We start from the raw sequence: 15,038 nt of genomic DNA, 5'->3' as shown, positions 1-15,038 counted from the left end.
TTCGTTTTCTTAGGGAACGCCGTAGGCGCGAAAAGACGCCATGCGTCCGCCGTAGGCGCGAGAGACGCTGTGCGTCCGCGAAAGACGCTGCGCGTCTGCAGTTCATGGAGATCGTTGACATTTCCCATACCGTGTTTTATACTGAAAACGACAAAAGAATCAAATGGGTCCATGGTTCAAACCACACGAGGGTTTGATGAAAAGGGAAACAAGTGCGAATCTTGTACAATCCCGTTGCTGTGATTGCGGAGCCACTTCCAAGATGCCATTGATAGAATTCCTGTTGAGAAGGCGGAAGATGGTGTGGATGCATCAGTCAGAAGACCTGCCATGGACTCGGTGGCCATTCTGCGGACGACGGAGCCGGTTGCCAGAAAACGCCCAAGGGGGACGTATACCCTTTTGACGGTCTGGAAGCCCCGCCCGCAACACTCGTTGCGGGCGTTTTTTGTTGTCTTTTGTCACGGAAGAACGAAGTGATTTCAGATCGAAAAAGGAGTGGAAAAATCATGAAAAAGAGAATCCTTGCATCCCTGTTGGCGCTTTCTATGCTGCTTAGCGTTACAGCCTGTAGCAGCGGCCTGCAGACGTCCTCCCAATTGGAGAGCGTGTCCTCCAGTGAACCGGCCGGTTTGGACGCCTCCTCACAGGAGGCATCCCAAGACGAGTCCGATTATTATCCCGTGACCGTAGAGGTGTATAACAACGCGCAGGAACTGGTGCCCTATACCTTTGAGAAATGCCCGGAAAAGACGTTGGTCTATGGGAGGAACAATGTGGAAATCCTTCTGGCGCTCGGCCTTGGTGATAAAATTGAAATGGTGGCGGATTGCAGCAGCGTACTGCCGGAGTATGCAGAGGAATTTGCCAAGCTGGATCTTCTAAAAAATCACCAGGACGTCGGCTATTTTGTCAAGGAATACGCTTTGAGTTTGGAGCCCGACATGGTCATCGGGTGGTATTCCTTGTTCAATATGGAGGATCGCATGGGGGACGTCGATTTTTGGCATGACCGTGGAATCGGAACCTATACGACCATTAATAGCGTGCTGCGTGGGGACGAATCCTTGGAGAATGAGTATCAGGATATCCGGAATCTTGCAAAAATTTATAACCGCCAGGAGAAGGCGGAAGAAATCATCGCCGATATCCAGCAATATGTCGACCAGGGAAAGCAGGCCGCGGAGGGAAAAGAGCCCCAACGCATCTTGATCGCAGAAAAATGGGAGGGCGAATACGACATCTATCATGCTAAGACAGCTGCGGGCGATATTGCGGCGCAGATGGGCGCCGAACCGCTTGGCCAGGCGGGATGGACCGATGAGGAGATCGTGGATGCCAACCCGGAAGCGATTTTCGCCGTACATGTGAGCTCTGTTTCGGACGAAGAGGCAATTGCCCTGTATACGGAAAATCCTGCATTGGCCAGCGTGGACGCGGTCAAAAACGGCCGTATCTATCCGGTGGAATACAGTCTGGCGTATGCACCCGGGGTCCGCACCAAAGATACGGTAAAACTATTCCTCAAGAGCCTCTATGGGATTGAGGCATAAGATGCAGCGGGGGGATAAACCCGTTCTTGGGAAACGCCCAAGCACGGATAAAACCCTGTCCCAGCGCCTTACAACCGGCGTGTTTCACGGAATACCGGCATATCTCTGCGCAGTCGTCCTTTTGCTGGTAGTTCTGGTGGGGTCCGTGCTTTTTGCTGTGACCGTCGGGTCCGCGGACCTGACGGTGCGCCAGGTGTATGAAGTCATCCTGTTTGAATGGTTCCACATCGGGGACCCCGCAACGCTGGCGCAAGGGGCCGTCCACGACATCGTCTGGTATATCCGGTTGCCCCGGATCGTGCTGGGGGTGGCGGTCGGCATGGGATTGGCGACCGTGGGTGTTGTGATGCAGGCCGTCGTGCAAAACCCGCTGGCGGACCCGTATATCCTGGGAATTTCTTCCGGCGCATCCTTGGGCGCAACGGCGGCAATCCTGCTGGGGATCGGCGCCTTTGGCTCGAATAGCGTCGGTGTCTGCGCCTTTTTGGGCGCGTTGGGCGTATCCTTTGCCGTCATCGGGCTTTCTCACCTTGGAGGCCGTGCAACGCCGGTCAAATTGGTCTTGGCGGGCGTGGCGCTCAGTTCGGTTTGTTCTGCCATTTCCAATTTTATCGTCTATGTGGCGGACGATCCCGGCCGCTTTATGACGGTCACCTTCTGGCTGATGGGCAGCTTGGCGGGGGCGGAATGGGAGAGCAACGGCGTGATTTTTTTGGTTGTGCTTCTGGCGATCGCCTTTTTCTTGACGCAGAGCCGCACGCTCAATCTCATGCTGCTGGGGGACGATACGGCTATCACGCTGGGAACCAATTTGCGCCGTTACCGGCAAGTGTATCTGGTGATGGCCTCGCTGGTGGTCGGCTTCGTTGTCTATGCATCGGGCGTCATCGGATTTGTAGGGTTGATGATCCCTCATGTAATCCGCGTGCTGTTCGGCGTGGATCATCGGAAGCTGTTGCCCCTGTCCGCTCTGGCGGGCGGCATCTTCCTGGTTTGGGCCGACGTGGTGGCCCGGACGATCCTTCCAAATGCGGAGTTGCCGATTGGAATCCTGATTTCGATTGTGGGGGCGCCGGCGTTTGTCCTGCTGCTTGTCAAAAAGACTTATCAGTTTGGAGGGAGGCCGTCATGAGGATTGATGCAGAGGGCCTTTCGTTCTCCTGGGGAAGCACGCAAATTTTAAAGGACATCTCCCTGCGCGCGGAGAATGGTTGTTTTGTCGGGCTGATTGGGCCGAACGGCAGTGGGAAGAGCACCTTTTTGAAATGTATCTATCGCGTATTGCAGCCCAAGATGGGCTGCATCCGGCTGGACGGGGAACCGCTTTCCCATATGAGCCATAAAGAGGCTGCAAAACGCTTGGGCGTGGTTGCACAGCACAATGCCTATGATTTTGATTTTCTGGTAAAGGATATGGTGCTGATGGGGCGCGCGCCGCATAAGCGCGCGATGGACCGCGATACAGCGGAGGACTATGCGATCATGCGCGAAGCCCTGAAGCAGGTGGGCATGGAGGTGCTGGAAAACCGCCCGTTTTCCAGCCTGTCCGGTGGGGAACAACAGCGTGTGATTTTGGCGCGCGCACTGGCGCAGCGCACAGAGGCTTTGATCCTCGACGAGCCCACCAACCATTTGGACATCAAATACCAGCTGCAATTGCTCAACATCGTCAAGTCCATGCATAAGACGGTCCTATCCGCTTTTCACGACTTAAACCTGGCGGCCATGTACAGCGACGTCATCTATGTGGTCAAGGATGGTCAAATTTATAGCAGAGGAACGCCGCGCGAGGTGCTTACAGAGCAGATGATCGAAGAGGTATACGGCGTGCGCGCCAAGGTCCGCACCGATGAAGATGGGCAGCTTTTGATTATCTATCAGGCAAAATAAAAAGGGAAGGGCCTGCCTTGGAGGAAAATCTCCAAGGCAGGCCCTTTGGCGTGCATTTTTTCGGGGCAATTGAGGGCCGGATAAAATTTGTTTGGTTCGCGGGCTGGAAAGGAATGCATGAAAATTCCGCAAAAGGATTTGCAGAGATTGGGATACGGCTTTATAATAGAAATAGCAATGATGAAACCAGCCAAGAAAGAGGGGAAACCGATGAATCGAGAACAGTACACAAAATATAACGCGGAACAGTGGGATCAGTGGGTTGAGGACGGGATCGAATGGGGAATCCCGATCTCCCACGAGGACTATTTGGCGGCAAAAAACGGGACATGGGACGTATATCTCACGCCGATGCGCCCGGTGCCACACAGCTGGTTTCCAGCGCTCAAGGGGGCGCAGCTTTTGGGGTTGGCCAGCGGCGGCGCACAGCAGATGCCGGTTTTTGCCGCTTTGGGCGCAAATTGTACGGTGTTTGACTATTCCAAAAAGCAGCTGGAAAGCGAGCGGATGGTGGCGGAACGCGAGGGCTATTCCATCCAGATTGTGCGCGGCGATATGACCAAGCCCTTGCCCTTCCCGGACGGCCAGTTTGACGTGATTTTCCATCCGGTTTCCAATTGCTACATCGAGGATGTATACCAGGTGTGGCGGGAATGTTACCGCATTCTCAAGCCGGGCGGCGTCCTTCTGGCGGGGATGGACAATGGGATTCCCTACTTGTTCAACGACGATCAAACACTTGTGGTGGAAAATGCGCTTCCGTTTAACCCGTTAAAAAACCCGGAGCAATGTGAAAAGCTGATGCGGGACGGGGACGGCATGCAATTCAGCCATTCGCTGGAAGAGCAGATCGGCGGTCAGTTAAAAGCGGGGCTTCGGCTGACCGACCTCTTTGACGACCGCGACCGGCCCGGCCAGGGACGCCTGCGGGACTTCACGCCCACCTATATCGCAACCCGCGCGATAAAACCGGAAAAGGAAGGAATGTAAAGCGTGGACGGTCTGTTTCTATACGACACTGAAATCGGTCGCATCGCGATTGGAGAAAATGGGGGCGCGATTGCCCTTCTGCGGCTTCCCGGCGAAGAGGTGCCGGGAACGGTTGTGCAACACGAAACGGAACTGCTTCGCAAAGCGGCGGAGCAGCTCCGGGAATACCTGCGCGGGGAGCGGAAGATGTTCGACTTGCCATTGGCGCCGGAAGGTACGGCGTTTCAGAAAGCGGTCTGGAGCGCTTTGCAGGAAATCCCCTATGGGCAGACGCGGTCCTATGGGGAAATCGCCGCGCAGATTGGCCGCCCCAAGGCGTGCCGCGCAGTCGGTATGGCGAACCACTGCAATCCCATCCCGATTTTTATCCCCTGCCACCGCGTGGTGGGGGCGGACGGCAGCTTGACAGGCTATGCGGGCGGATTGGAGTGTAAAAGAACCCTTTTGGATTTGGAGAGACGGTATGGGGCGCGCTGATGCATCTTTGAATATGGAATGGGGCTGGGAGGCTGTCCGGAAGGAATTGCAGGCGATGGCAGAACCGGACTATCGGGCGTTTGCTTCCGGCCTGATTCCAGGGGGAACGCCCATGCTGGGCGTGCGGCTGCCTGCGCTGCGTGGGTTGGCCAAGCGGATTGCGCGCGGGGACTGGCGCGCCTTTTTCCGCGCGGAAAAGGGGAAGTGCTTTGAAGAGACGCTTCTGCGCGGAATGGTGATCGGCTATGCAAAGGCTGATGTAGCGGAGCTGCTTGCTTATACGGAGGCGTTCGTCCCGGAGATTGGCGACTGGTCCACCTGCGACAGCTTCTGCAATACCCTGAAGTTTGTCCGCAAAGATCCGGAACGGGTGTGGGCGTTTTTGCGGCCCTATTTTTCCTCCGAACGGGAATTTGACGTGCGCTTCGGCGTCGTGATGCTCCTGGATCACTTCATCCAAGAGGCGTTCATCGACCGTGTCCTGGAGACCCTGGACAATGTCCGGCATACGGGGTATTATGCGCAGATGGCAGTCGCCTGGGCGCTTGCGGAATGCTATGCGCGCTTTCCGGAGCGGACCATGGCCTATCTGCCCAATAGCCGGCTGGATACGTTCCCTTTCAACAAGGCGTTGCAAAAGATGACCGAATCCCGGCGAATCTGCAGGGAGGAAAAGGAACGGCTGCGCGCCATGAAGCGCCGGTAACGGCGTTTAGGCTGCTTGGTCAAGGGGAAATAAGGCCAGAAGGCCGCAACTGGAAACGATCACAAAGCCAGAGCAACGGATCGTAAAAAAGGGGAAGCCACTGTATCAACAGCGGCTTCCCCCTCTTTTGAATGTGGTTCATCAGTCGTCCAATAGGGCGGTCCCATAGGAGTTGTCGATGGCGCAGAGCCATTTTCCACCGATGCGGCGATAGACATAGGTCGCACGGCGCTCCATGCTGTACGAAGATTCCGCCTTGTTGTCCGCGTCCAGAAGCGTTTGCGACAGGACCAGGACCGTGTCCCCCGCTTCGATCATCCGCATTTTTCCCTGTGTGGGGACGAGGCTGTTCTGGAAATAGGCGGCAATCTGGATGAAAGCTTCCTTGATGGCTTTCTTGCCATGGGCCTCCTTTTCCCCATTGATCACCAAGACGGCGTCCTCTGTGTAAAATTCCATCAGGTCGTCAAAGCGTTCCTCACGGATCGCCTGATCCGCCTGCTGGATGAGGGATTGAATCTCTGGATTCATCGATCAACGCTCCTTTCAAAACGCTAGCCTTTAAAATACAGCGGAAAAGGATGTGGGGCAGATGTTACCTGCCCCTGTGCTTTTCCTTTTTGCGCTGTTGGCGCAGGGCAAACCGCCGCGCTTTTTCCTCTTCGGATTGCTGTTTGCGGAGTTTTTTGCGCTCTTGTTTGCCCAGTTCCCGCTGCATTTGCAGGGCCTGTTGCGATTTGGTTCCCGTTCCGGTGCGGCAAAGCGCCTGCTTTGCTGCGCGCCGCGCCCGTTTGGGGTTCCGAATCTGCGAGGGGATTCCCTCTGCTGCAACGGGTGGACTGAACCGCATGCTATCCCAGTGCTTGAGTAGGAAGTCGTATACCTCGTAATCTTTGGGTTCTGCGCCAAAGACCACCCGGCATGCTTCCACCTGGCCGCTTTCGGTGCGCTCATAGACGCCCACCCAAAACGGTTCCTCAAAAAATACCGTGAGTTTCGCTGCTGTTGTGTCCATTTTGATTCCTCCCATTGTATAATCCTGCAAAGAACGGACGACCCATGGGAGGGAGGGTTACTGGCCGGGAGATCCCCGGCGCGCGGACTACCAACCGCGCCGTGTTTTTATCCTTGCCACTCTATCATACCGTCTTTTTGCTTAGCCCGCAAGAGCGCTTCCGGAAAGGGATGCTGGCTTTTTCTCTCCGGTTTGGAAAACATGTTTTTAACTTGCTTTTTATAGCCTTTGTCTTGACAGGATAGGGGAAAATGGATTAAAGTTGGAAAACGTATGGGAGAACTTTCCGATGGCCGGAACAGGTCTGCGTAGAACCACAACGTCTACAGGAGACGGAGGCAGAATGGAAAAAGCCCCACCGGGAGGAAGCTTCCCGACAAATTAGGATATACTAGTATGGCTGCGGACAGGTTTTGCAAAGCGGACAGGCTGTTGCACAAGTCAGGCGGCAGCAGGTGGCCTATGGATCAAAGTCTCAACCGGGAAATGGAAGGACGGAGGAACTACCGATGAAATGTAATTATAAGATTGTTCTGTTTGACTTGGACGGAACCCTCTGCGAATCGGGCGAGGGAATTTTAAACAGCGCCAAGTATGCAATCCGTGAGATGGGATTTCCCGTCCCTCCGCCGGAGGTCATGCGCAAATTTATCGGGCCGCCCATGGGACAGAGCATGCGCAATTTTTGCGGGATGAGCCAGGAGCAGGCGGAAAAGGCCGTTGCGCTGTATCGCCAGCGGTATAACCGGATCGGTTGGAGAGAAAACCGCCTGTATCCGGGAATCGAGGCGCTATTAAAGGATTTGAAAGCTTCCGGCGCAAAGCTGTCGACGGCCTCCTCGAAGCCAAAGCCGATCTTGGAACACATCGTCCAAGCGTATGACATCCGAACATATTTTGACGCGCTGGTGGCAGCCGGGCCCGACGGATTCCATTCCAGCAAGCCGGAGATGATTGCGCAGGCGATCCGGGAGTGCGGCGGCGCAGAAAAGCGCGAGGTTGTCATGATCGGAGACACCCATTTTGACGCGCGCGGCGCGGTTGAGGCTGGGGTGGACTTTTTGGCGGCAGCTTATGGCTATGGGACAAAAGAGGAGCTAGCAGAGGCTGGGGCGGTCTGGTTTGCGGATTCGGTGGACGCCCTGCGGCCCTATCTCTTTTCCAACGAAAATTAAACCAAATTTTTCAAAAATCTTTGCATTTCGGGCTTGACAAATGGACAAAAAGTATGGTATATTAGTCAAGCACTCTTGAGTGATGCAAATGCTGGTGTAGCTCAGTTGGTAGAGCAGCTGATTTGTAATCAGCAGGTCAGGGGTTCAAGTCCGTTCACCAGCTCCAGCAGGTTATCTGCTTTTGGCGGACACGGAGCTTGGTGTTTGGGAAGAGTTCCCTGTCAACGCCAGAGACAAGCTTGCTTCTGAAATGGGGCGGCACATATGGAGGAGTTCCCGAGTGGCCAAAGGGGGCAGACTGTAAATCTGTTGCTTTTCAGCTTCGATGGTCCGAATCCATCCTCCTCCACCAATGTAAGAAGATCCGGCATGTGTGAATGTGCCGGGTCTTTTGTTTTTTGTAAAGGATGTAGCAGATATGGTATTCGATATGGCGTTTCATATGGCATTCCCCTTTTGGGAGGAGATTCAAGAGCAGGGATGTGGCATTGAATTTGCATATGCCAGAACCGCTACTTTGGAATCGTATTCTGAGAACCGGCATTTCGCGATTGCATTGTTGAAAAGCAGGACGGATGATACATATTGGTTAAAATACTATATCTGTAAATGGGAAAAAAGCCCCACGCGTGCGAAGGATTGCATTTTACTTTCCTGCAACAGGAAAGCTTCTTCTTTGGCGGAAAAAGCGAATCAAACATATCCAACACATGTACAGCGAGTGGATGGTTTTGACGGCTATCGTTGTTATTTCTATCAAAGGAGACAGAAGATATATTCCTGGTGGGTAGCTTGTCCGGATGGGTGGGCGGAGATGGAACGTGTTGTGCAGGAGTTGATTCATGAAATCCCCTACCCATCGCCCTTGCATGAACCATGTTTTATTACGGTCAGCCAGGCGTTATCCGAAGGAATTTGAATGCTCTGCTTCCTTCCGGATGGGCTGGAGATGGTTTGCCTCCTTTTTGTTACAATCGCAGCAGAAATACTGCCGAAGCGCATCGGAAAAACCGGCATGGAAAAGGGCATCCAACGAAATCCCTGTTGGATGCCCTTGCTGTTTGATGAAACCGTTTGGCTGTGTGCTTTTATTAGTCGTTGAACAAGGCGGAAAGATCATCTTGCGCAAGGGGGCGCGCTTGATTCTGAATCAATACCCCAACGGCCTTTTCCGGATCGTTGACACGGAATACCATATAAGCTACGTCCTTTTTGCGCGCGGTAAAAGCATAGGAGTATTCCACGTTGATGCCGCCTTCTCCAAGTGCAGTGAGCAGTTTCACAAGGCTGCCTGGCTTGTCAGAGAGTTCGACCGCCAGGACCGGCGTGACCGCACAGATATAGCCGGCATCTTTGACGACATTGACCGTTTTATAGGGGTCGTCTACAATCAGGCGCAGGATTCCAAAATCCTGCGTTTCGGCAATGGAAAGAGCGCGCATATCGATCTGGTTTTCCTCCAAAAGCCGGGTGAATTCAGCCAGCTGTCCAGGCTTGTTTTCCAGAAATACGGAGATCTGATTGATAGTCATTTCCAAAGCTCCTTTCTCAGTACAGGTTGCGTTTGTCGATTACACGTACCGCTTTGCCTTCGCTGCGGGTAATGCTCTTAGGCGCTACAAGCTTCACAACCGTATAGATTCCCAGCATGGCTTTCAGAGCGTCCACCAGTTCCTTTTCGCGGGAAGAGACTTGAGAGAGGTTGTCGGAGAACATCTCGGGCGTCATCTCTACCTGGACCTCCAGCTTATCGCTGTTGTTTTCACGGCTGACGACGATCTGATAGTTGGCAGGGTATCCCTTGTTAAGCAATACCGTTTCGATCTGAGACGGGAATACATTGACACCCTTGACGATCAACATGTCGTCACTACGGCCCATCGGCTTGGACATACGCACATGGGTACGCCCGCAGGGGCATTTTTCGTAATTGAGCACACAGATATCACGTGTGCGATAACGAAGCAAAGGGAAAGCGTCCTTGGTAATACAAGTGAAGACCAGCTCGCCGACGCTGCCTTCCGGCAACACTTCACCGGTTTTTGGGTCGATAATTTCAGGGATAAAATTGTCTTCGTTGATGTGCATACCGTGCTGGTCGCTGCACTCAAAAGCGACGCCAGGGCCGGAAATCTCGGTCAAGCCATAGATATCGTACGCTTTGATCCCTAGTTTGTTTTGGATATCCTGGCGCATCTCCTCGCTCCATGCTTCTGCGCCGAAGATACCGGCCTTCAATTTGATCTTATCCCGCAGGCCGCGTTCAATAATGCTCTCTGCCAGATAGGCGGCATAGGAAGGGGTACAGCAGAGGATGGTGGAGCCCAGGTCACACATGAACTGAATCTGCCGGTCGGTATTGCCGGAAGACATGGGCAGGGTTAGGGAACCGACTTTATGGGAGCCGCCATTCAGGCCGGGGCCGCCGGTGAACAGGCCGTAGCCATAGCAGACGTGTACCACATCTTCTTTGGTGCCGCCGGCCGCCACGATTGCACGGGCGCAGCATTCGTCCCACAGGTCAATATCGTGTTGCGTATAGAAAGCGACTACCCGGCGGCCGGTTGTGCCGCTGGTGGACTGGATACGCACGCAATCCTCTAGCGGGACAGCCAATAGGCCGTATGGATATGCTTGGCGCAAATCTTCCTTGGTTAAAAAGGGGAGTTTATGTAGGTCGTCAACGGAACGGATATCGTCTGGAGTAACGCCCTTTTCCTCCATCAGATGACGGTAATAAGGTACATTCTCGTAGACACGTTTCACGGTCGGGATCAGGCGCTCGTTTTGCCAAGCTCTGATTTGTTCCCGGCTGGCACACTCGATTTCAGATTGATAATAATGCTCCATAAAGGGGATCTTTCCTTTCTATATAATGATAATGGGATAATCGTGTAGGAATCCAACGATTTTATAGAGATTATACCATTTTACCTAGATAAAGTAAATATATTTAGTGCGTTTATGTGGACGTTTCTATTGGCGTATCTTTTGTTTTTTCCACCATAGAAATGGATTTGGAGAAATAGCGGAGCCTAAAGCGCCTGGGGCTTGTTGCGGCCGGGAAGGGATTCCGTGGGACCTCGTTTTTGCGCCTGAGCGGATGGAGGAATGGCTAAAGCGCATTTCGAAGAATATTTTGTGGGGTTGTTTTGCGTAAAAATTCAAAGTGGAATCATTTTCTGAGAGGCTCTGACAACCCGGAGCTGTCTAAGAGATCGAAAAAGCAGCTGCCGGTTTTCGCTGGCAGCTGCTTTTTCGATATAAACCGTATGTTAGGCCCTTGATGGGGTTTCGCCGGATTCGCTTGCGGATTGAAGCGCCGCATAGCCGGTCTCACCGGTGCGGATCTTTAATGCATCGGTAATTTCATAGGCGAAAATCTTTCCATCGCCCACTTCACCCGTATAAGCAACCTCTTTGATCTTCTGGATGGTTTTGTCTTTCCACTCTTCCGAAGAGACGACGATTTCCAGCTTGATTTTTGGCAGCAGCATGACGTCGATTTCCTGCCCGCGCACGACGGTTTTATAACCGCGCTGGGCGCCGAACCCCATCACTTGATAAGCAGTGACGCCGTTGACGTCAATTTCATGCAGGGCTTCCTTGATGTCCTCGAGCTTTTCCTCGCGGATGATGGCTTCTACCTTGTACATCATACTTATGTATCCCCCTTCATCAGTCTAAACCGTTAAACGACGGATATGCCCGCTCGCCATGCTGGGTCATATCAAGCCCAAGCAGTTCCTCTTTGTGTTCAACCCGCAGCTTGGTAAAGATCCGGGTGATCCCGACGCACACCAGCGTCCCCACCACGGCGACTGCGATTGTGATCAGGATGCTGACGACCTGTGCGGTAAAGAGCCCGGCCTCGCCAAAGACCAACCCGTTCCATCGCGCAACTGGATTGATGTCCGTCCTTGCGAACAATCCGGTGGCAATGCCGCCCCAGATCCCGCCAATGCCATGGCAGCCAAATGCATCCAGCGCGTCGTCGATCTTGAGCTTGTTCTTTAAGAAATTCATCGTGAAGTAGCAAATGGGGCTGACCACCGCCCCGATGACAATCGCTGCCCAAACCGGGACAAAGCCCGCGCCGGGCGTGATGGCAACCAGCCCGACAACCAGTCCGGTGGAAGCGCCCACCAGCGTCGGCTTTCCATCTTTGATGACGTCGATCAACATCCAGGCCAGCAAGGCTGTTGCAGAGGAAAGGGCCGACGTCAAAAATGCATGCGCGGCAAGGCCGTTGGCGCCCAGCGCAGAGCCGGCGTTGAATCCGAACCAGCCAAACCAAAGAATCGCCGCGCCCAAAAACACAAACGGGATGTTGTGGACACGATAGGATGTGTGTTCCACACCGCTGCGCCTGCCGAGAAGGATCGCCAGGACCAAACCGCTCACACCGGAGCTGATATGGACAACGTTGCCGCCGGCGAAGTCGACAGCCCCCATTTCGGCCAGAAGCCCACCGGCTCCCCATACCATATGTGCCATGGGATAGTAGACAACCAAGGACCATAATGCGATAAAGAGAAACAGTGCCTTATAACGCATACGTCCTGCCACAGCGCCCGTGATGAGCGCCGGCGTAATCATGGCGAACATCATCTGGAAAACAACATACGTGAGCGACGACAGCGTCGGCGCATAGGACAATGCTTCATTAAAGTCCAAACCATTGAGGCAAATATACTCCAAGCCGCCGATTATGCCGCCGTGGTCCGCACCAAAGGATAGGGAAAAGCCGCATACAATCCACATAACGACGGAGAGGCCCATAATACCAACGCAAGCCATAATGGTGTTCACGATGTTTTTTCGCCGCACCAAGCCCCCATAGAAAAAAGCCAACCCTGGCGTCATAAAGAATACGAACGCCGCACAGATCAGTACAAAACCGTTATCCCCTGTACTCATACGATCACCCTCCTAAAAATTTAAAAATAAAATAAAAAAAGGCGTTCCCATCCCTTGGGAACGCCTTTGCTCGCCACTATTATAGCGAAGTAAATTAGAAAAGTCAATGGTCAATTTATAATTTCATTCGATGCTTTTAAAATATGCCTGGTTAAAATATATCTGGTTTTCTGGCCTTATCGCATCAGGCGCGGATTTCCAGATTAAAGAGCATACGGGGCATGGGGATCGTGCGAATCTGGAACATCCTGTCGAAGCGGGAAGAAACATTTTGAGAGGGATGGGCTGTGTGTTATAATAGTTCCGGCTCTTTGACGGGGGCATTTGAAGGACGCCGGTACGCATGGCGTCAATATAGCGATGACGCTGCAAAACCGTATCGGGGAATTTTAAGGCGCATATCTGCCTGCCAGCGGATATGCAGTGGAAATAGAGGATTCATTAGAGAAAGAAGGGGTTGTAATGAACGAAAAAGAAGTCGCAGAAATCCGCCGCCGGTTCCGGCCGGAGAAAAGTAATATCGCCTATATTCGGGGCTGTTATGTCAATGATAAGCGGGAGATTGTATCTGAATTCCGCCAGTCGTTCGCGCTGACGCCGCAGGAAGAATCGGAGAAGCTCTTGGCCATCTTAAAGAGGACGCTCTCTGGGACGCTGGGGAAAAATTTGATTGATATTGATTTCACCACCCGCCAAGTCGTAGATAGCGAGGAACATAGCTTATTAATGGAACTTCGGAATTCTTCTCTCAACAATGAAGAGGCGGCGCAGGCGCTTTTCCAGCGGATTGTCCAGTCTTTGTCTATCGAGGGGCATTATGTGATCCTGCTGGCGTATGATACATACGATGTCCCTTACCGCTCCAAGGACGGGGAACAACAGGAGGACGCCTCTTCCGAAGTATATTCCTATTTCTTGTGCAGCATCTGCCCGGTCAAGATGACAAAACCGGCATTGAGTTATTATGTAAACGAGAATATGTTCCACAACCGGAAGGAGGATTGGATTGTTGCGGCGCCGGAGATCGGTTTCTTATTTCCTGCATTTGAAGACCGAAGCACCAATATCTACAGTGCCCTTTACTATACGCGCGATATTGCGGAGAATCATCAGGAGTTCGTGGACGCGGTGTTCCACTGTGAAGTCCCCATGCCGGCGGCCGAGCAAAAGGAAACCTTTGAATCGATCCTTGGCGAAACGTTGGCCGAAGATTGCAGCTACGATGTGGTGCAATCGGTGCATAACCAGTTAAGCGGGATGATCGAAGAACATAAGGCCAACAAGGAAGTGGAACCCCTGGTGCTCTCGAAAACAGCGGTCAAGCGGGTATTGGAATCCTGTGGGGTGCCGGAAGAACGGACGGCCACTTTCGATGAAAAATATGATACAGTATTTGGTGCAGATACGGAGCTCCGTCCGCGGAACATTATCAATAGCAAGCAATTTGAGGTCTGTACGCCGGACGTCACGATCCGGGTGAATCCGGAGCGCAGCGATCTTTTGGAAACACGTGTGATCGATGGCAAGAAGTATATTTTGATCCGTGCGGAAGAAGGGGTTGAAGTAAACGGCGTGCAGATCCATATCTCGTAAGAAAAAGGCGTGAAGAGGAATCCTCTTTACGCCTTTTGATTTCCATCCCTATCGTTTGGCGGGGATGCGCTCTACCAATGTGACATGGACCGTGTCCCCCGGCTGTTTGCCGATTTTCGCGCGGATATCTTTGCGCAGGCCAAGAATGTGGCGGACAGTTTTCATGCGCACCAGGCTGCCGTCGTATGGTTCGCCGTCGAATGTTGCATGGACGGGAACCCGGCTTTTTCCAAATGCTGCTTTTACATCAAAGGGGATTTCGATATACGCACCGTCGATGTTGGGGACTTTTTGAATTTCCGCGTCAAAAGCATATTCGCCCATGATCGAACCTCCTTCCGGTCCTTTTATCATGCCCCATCCTACCGGCAAATTTCACAGGGGATGGCGATCGTGTTGTAGGAATAGGCTTGTGATGCAATGGGAGATATGGTAGATTATATAGGCAAGTTATTGGCGCTTTCCCGGCCTTGGAAAGAGGCTGGAAAAAGAATTTGAAAAAAGTTTCAAATTTTTTTAAAAAAGGTGTTGACAAAAGGGGTAGGGTTTGGTATTATATTCGAGCACCTTACGAAACGGCCCAAACGAAAGGGACAAGGCGAGAGGCCATAAACCCAGACGGGAAGCCGGTTCGAGGGTTGTGAAGGACCTTGAAAATTAAACAACGTTACGAAATGAAGGACCCGTAATGACTTTGAGAGAGACGGGAACATCCGAAA

Annotated in this window: 17 protein-coding genes, 2 tRNA genes and 1 riboswitch; of the genes, 12 read left to right on the top strand and 7 right to left on the bottom strand. The window is 52.8% G+C overall.

Features of this window, described 5'->3' with window-relative positions; translation table 11 throughout:
- The first annotated feature begins 155 nt into the window (after window positions 1-155).
- A riboswitch (cobalamin riboswitch) is annotated at window positions 156-347 on the top strand.
- A gap of 162 nt (window positions 348-509) precedes the next feature.
- The 7 genes from I2E77_RS07645 to I2E77_RS07615 are packed head-to-tail and all read left to right on the top strand — an operon-like array spanning window position 510 to window position 5,616.
- Window positions 510-1,553, top strand: coding sequence for an ABC transporter substrate-binding protein (locus tag I2E77_RS07645; RefSeq protein WP_195450952.1), 1,044 nt, complete (start codon window positions 510-512; stop codon window positions 1,551-1,553).
- Window positions 1,537-2,685: a FecCD family ABC transporter permease gene (locus I2E77_RS07640; protein ID WP_243252563.1), complete on the top strand. Its 1,149-nt coding sequence runs from the start codon at window positions 1,537-1,539 to the stop codon at window positions 2,683-2,685. Before I2E77_RS07645 ends, I2E77_RS07640 begins: the two co-directional genes overlap by 17 nt.
- The gene (locus I2E77_RS07635; protein ID WP_191396054.1) at window positions 2,682-3,443 is read left to right on the top strand and encodes an ABC transporter ATP-binding protein; all 762 of its coding nucleotides are present in this window, start codon (window positions 2,682-2,684) and stop codon (window positions 3,441-3,443) included. Before I2E77_RS07640 ends, I2E77_RS07635 begins: the two co-directional genes overlap by 4 nt.
- Before the next feature lie 17 nt (window positions 3,444-3,460).
- Window positions 3,461-3,682 (top strand): hypothetical protein, encoded by a 222-nt coding sequence (locus I2E77_RS07630; RefSeq protein WP_172749734.1) that lies wholly within the window; start codon window positions 3,461-3,463, stop codon window positions 3,680-3,682.
- Entirely contained in the window at window positions 3,654-4,433 is a 780-nt protein-coding gene (locus I2E77_RS07625; protein WP_191396055.1) for a class I SAM-dependent methyltransferase, read from the top strand. The genes I2E77_RS07630 and I2E77_RS07625 overlap by 29 nt, the downstream gene beginning before the upstream one ends.
- 3 nt (window positions 4,434-4,436) lie before the next feature.
- Entirely contained in the window at window positions 4,437-4,910 is a 474-nt protein-coding gene (locus tag I2E77_RS13925) for a methylated-DNA--[protein]-cysteine S-methyltransferase (protein ID WP_330608916.1), read from the top strand.
- On the top strand, window positions 4,897-5,616 hold the full coding sequence (locus I2E77_RS07615) for a DNA alkylation repair protein (RefSeq protein ID WP_243252562.1): 720 nt from the start codon (window positions 4,897-4,899) through the stop codon (window positions 5,614-5,616). The genes I2E77_RS13925 and I2E77_RS07615 overlap by 14 nt, the downstream gene beginning before the upstream one ends.
- 141 nt (window positions 5,617-5,757) lie before the next feature.
- Here the strand turns inward: I2E77_RS07615 and I2E77_RS07610 are convergent, their stop codons facing one another.
- Window positions 5,758-6,147, bottom strand: a complete 390-nt coding sequence (locus I2E77_RS07610) for a YybH family protein (protein WP_195450951.1) — start codon at window positions 6,145-6,147, stop codon at window positions 5,758-5,760.
- A 64-nt stretch (window positions 6,148-6,211) separates the two neighbouring features.
- On the bottom strand, window positions 6,212-6,631 hold the full coding sequence (locus I2E77_RS07605; protein ID WP_191363165.1) for a YjdF family protein: 420 nt from the start codon (window positions 6,629-6,631) through the stop codon (window positions 6,212-6,214).
- A 509-nt stretch (window positions 6,632-7,140) separates the two neighbouring features.
- On the opposite strand from I2E77_RS07605, the gene I2E77_RS07600 reads away from it, so the two are divergent.
- The 4 genes from I2E77_RS07600 (at window position 7,141) to I2E77_RS07585 (ending at window position 8,725) form a co-directional block, all read left to right on the top strand.
- Window positions 7,141-7,806 (top strand): HAD hydrolase-like protein, encoded by a 666-nt coding sequence (locus I2E77_RS07600; RefSeq protein ID WP_191406006.1) that lies wholly within the window; start codon window positions 7,141-7,143, stop codon window positions 7,804-7,806.
- 90 nt (window positions 7,807-7,896) lie between these two features.
- A tRNA-Thr gene (locus I2E77_RS07595) sits at window positions 7,897-7,972 on the top strand.
- Window positions 7,973-8,072: 100 nt separating this feature from the next.
- Window positions 8,073-8,158, top strand: a tRNA-Tyr gene (locus I2E77_RS07590).
- 66 nt (window positions 8,159-8,224) lie between these two features.
- Entirely contained in the window at window positions 8,225-8,725 is a 501-nt protein-coding gene (locus I2E77_RS07585; RefSeq protein WP_191521514.1) for a hypothetical protein, read from the top strand.
- Window positions 8,726-8,897: 172 nt separating this feature from the next.
- On the opposite strand, the gene I2E77_RS07580 is transcribed toward I2E77_RS07585, so the two are convergent.
- From I2E77_RS07580 to I2E77_RS07565, 4 genes are all read right to left on the bottom strand, one after another.
- Window positions 8,898-9,338 carry an ACT domain-containing protein gene (locus tag I2E77_RS07580; RefSeq protein ID WP_087234611.1) on the bottom strand — a complete coding sequence of 147 codons (441 nt, stop codon included), beginning with the start codon at window positions 9,336-9,338 and terminating at the stop codon, window positions 8,898-8,900.
- A 16-nt stretch (window positions 9,339-9,354) separates the two neighbouring features.
- Window positions 9,355-10,656 (bottom strand): phenylacetate--CoA ligase family protein, encoded by a 1,302-nt coding sequence (locus tag I2E77_RS07575; RefSeq protein ID WP_087234610.1) that lies wholly within the window; start codon window positions 10,654-10,656, stop codon window positions 9,355-9,357.
- A 425-nt stretch (window positions 10,657-11,081) separates the two neighbouring features.
- Window positions 11,082-11,465, bottom strand: a complete 384-nt coding sequence (locus tag I2E77_RS07570; protein ID WP_191363168.1) for a P-II family nitrogen regulator — start codon at window positions 11,463-11,465, stop codon at window positions 11,082-11,084.
- 19 nt (window positions 11,466-11,484) lie between these two features.
- Window positions 11,485-12,726: an ammonium transporter gene (locus I2E77_RS07565; RefSeq protein WP_087234608.1), complete on the bottom strand. Its 1,242-nt coding sequence runs from the start codon at window positions 12,724-12,726 to the stop codon at window positions 11,485-11,487.
- A gap of 462 nt (window positions 12,727-13,188) precedes the next feature.
- Here I2E77_RS07565 and I2E77_RS07560 point away from each other — a divergent pair, with 462 nt between their 5' ends.
- Window positions 13,189-14,319: a DUF4317 domain-containing protein gene (locus tag I2E77_RS07560; protein ID WP_191448923.1), complete on the top strand. Its 1,131-nt coding sequence runs from the start codon at window positions 13,189-13,191 to the stop codon at window positions 14,317-14,319.
- Window positions 14,320-14,367: 48 nt separating this feature from the next.
- On the opposite strand, the gene I2E77_RS07555 is transcribed toward I2E77_RS07560, so the two are convergent.
- Window positions 14,368-14,643, bottom strand: coding sequence for a DUF1905 domain-containing protein (locus tag I2E77_RS07555; protein ID WP_191363169.1), 276 nt, complete (start codon window positions 14,641-14,643; stop codon window positions 14,368-14,370).
- Window positions 14,644-15,038: the final 395 nt, after the last annotated feature.

This window comes from Anaeromassilibacillus sp. 1001302B_160321_C8, from assembly GCF_015554745.1.
Classification (GTDB): Bacteria; Bacillota; Clostridia; order Oscillospirales; family Acutalibacteraceae; genus Anaeromassilibacillus; species Anaeromassilibacillus stercoravium.
The sequence above is the reverse complement of the archived record's forward strand: the minus strand, read 5'-3'. Positions and strand labels throughout refer to the sequence as shown.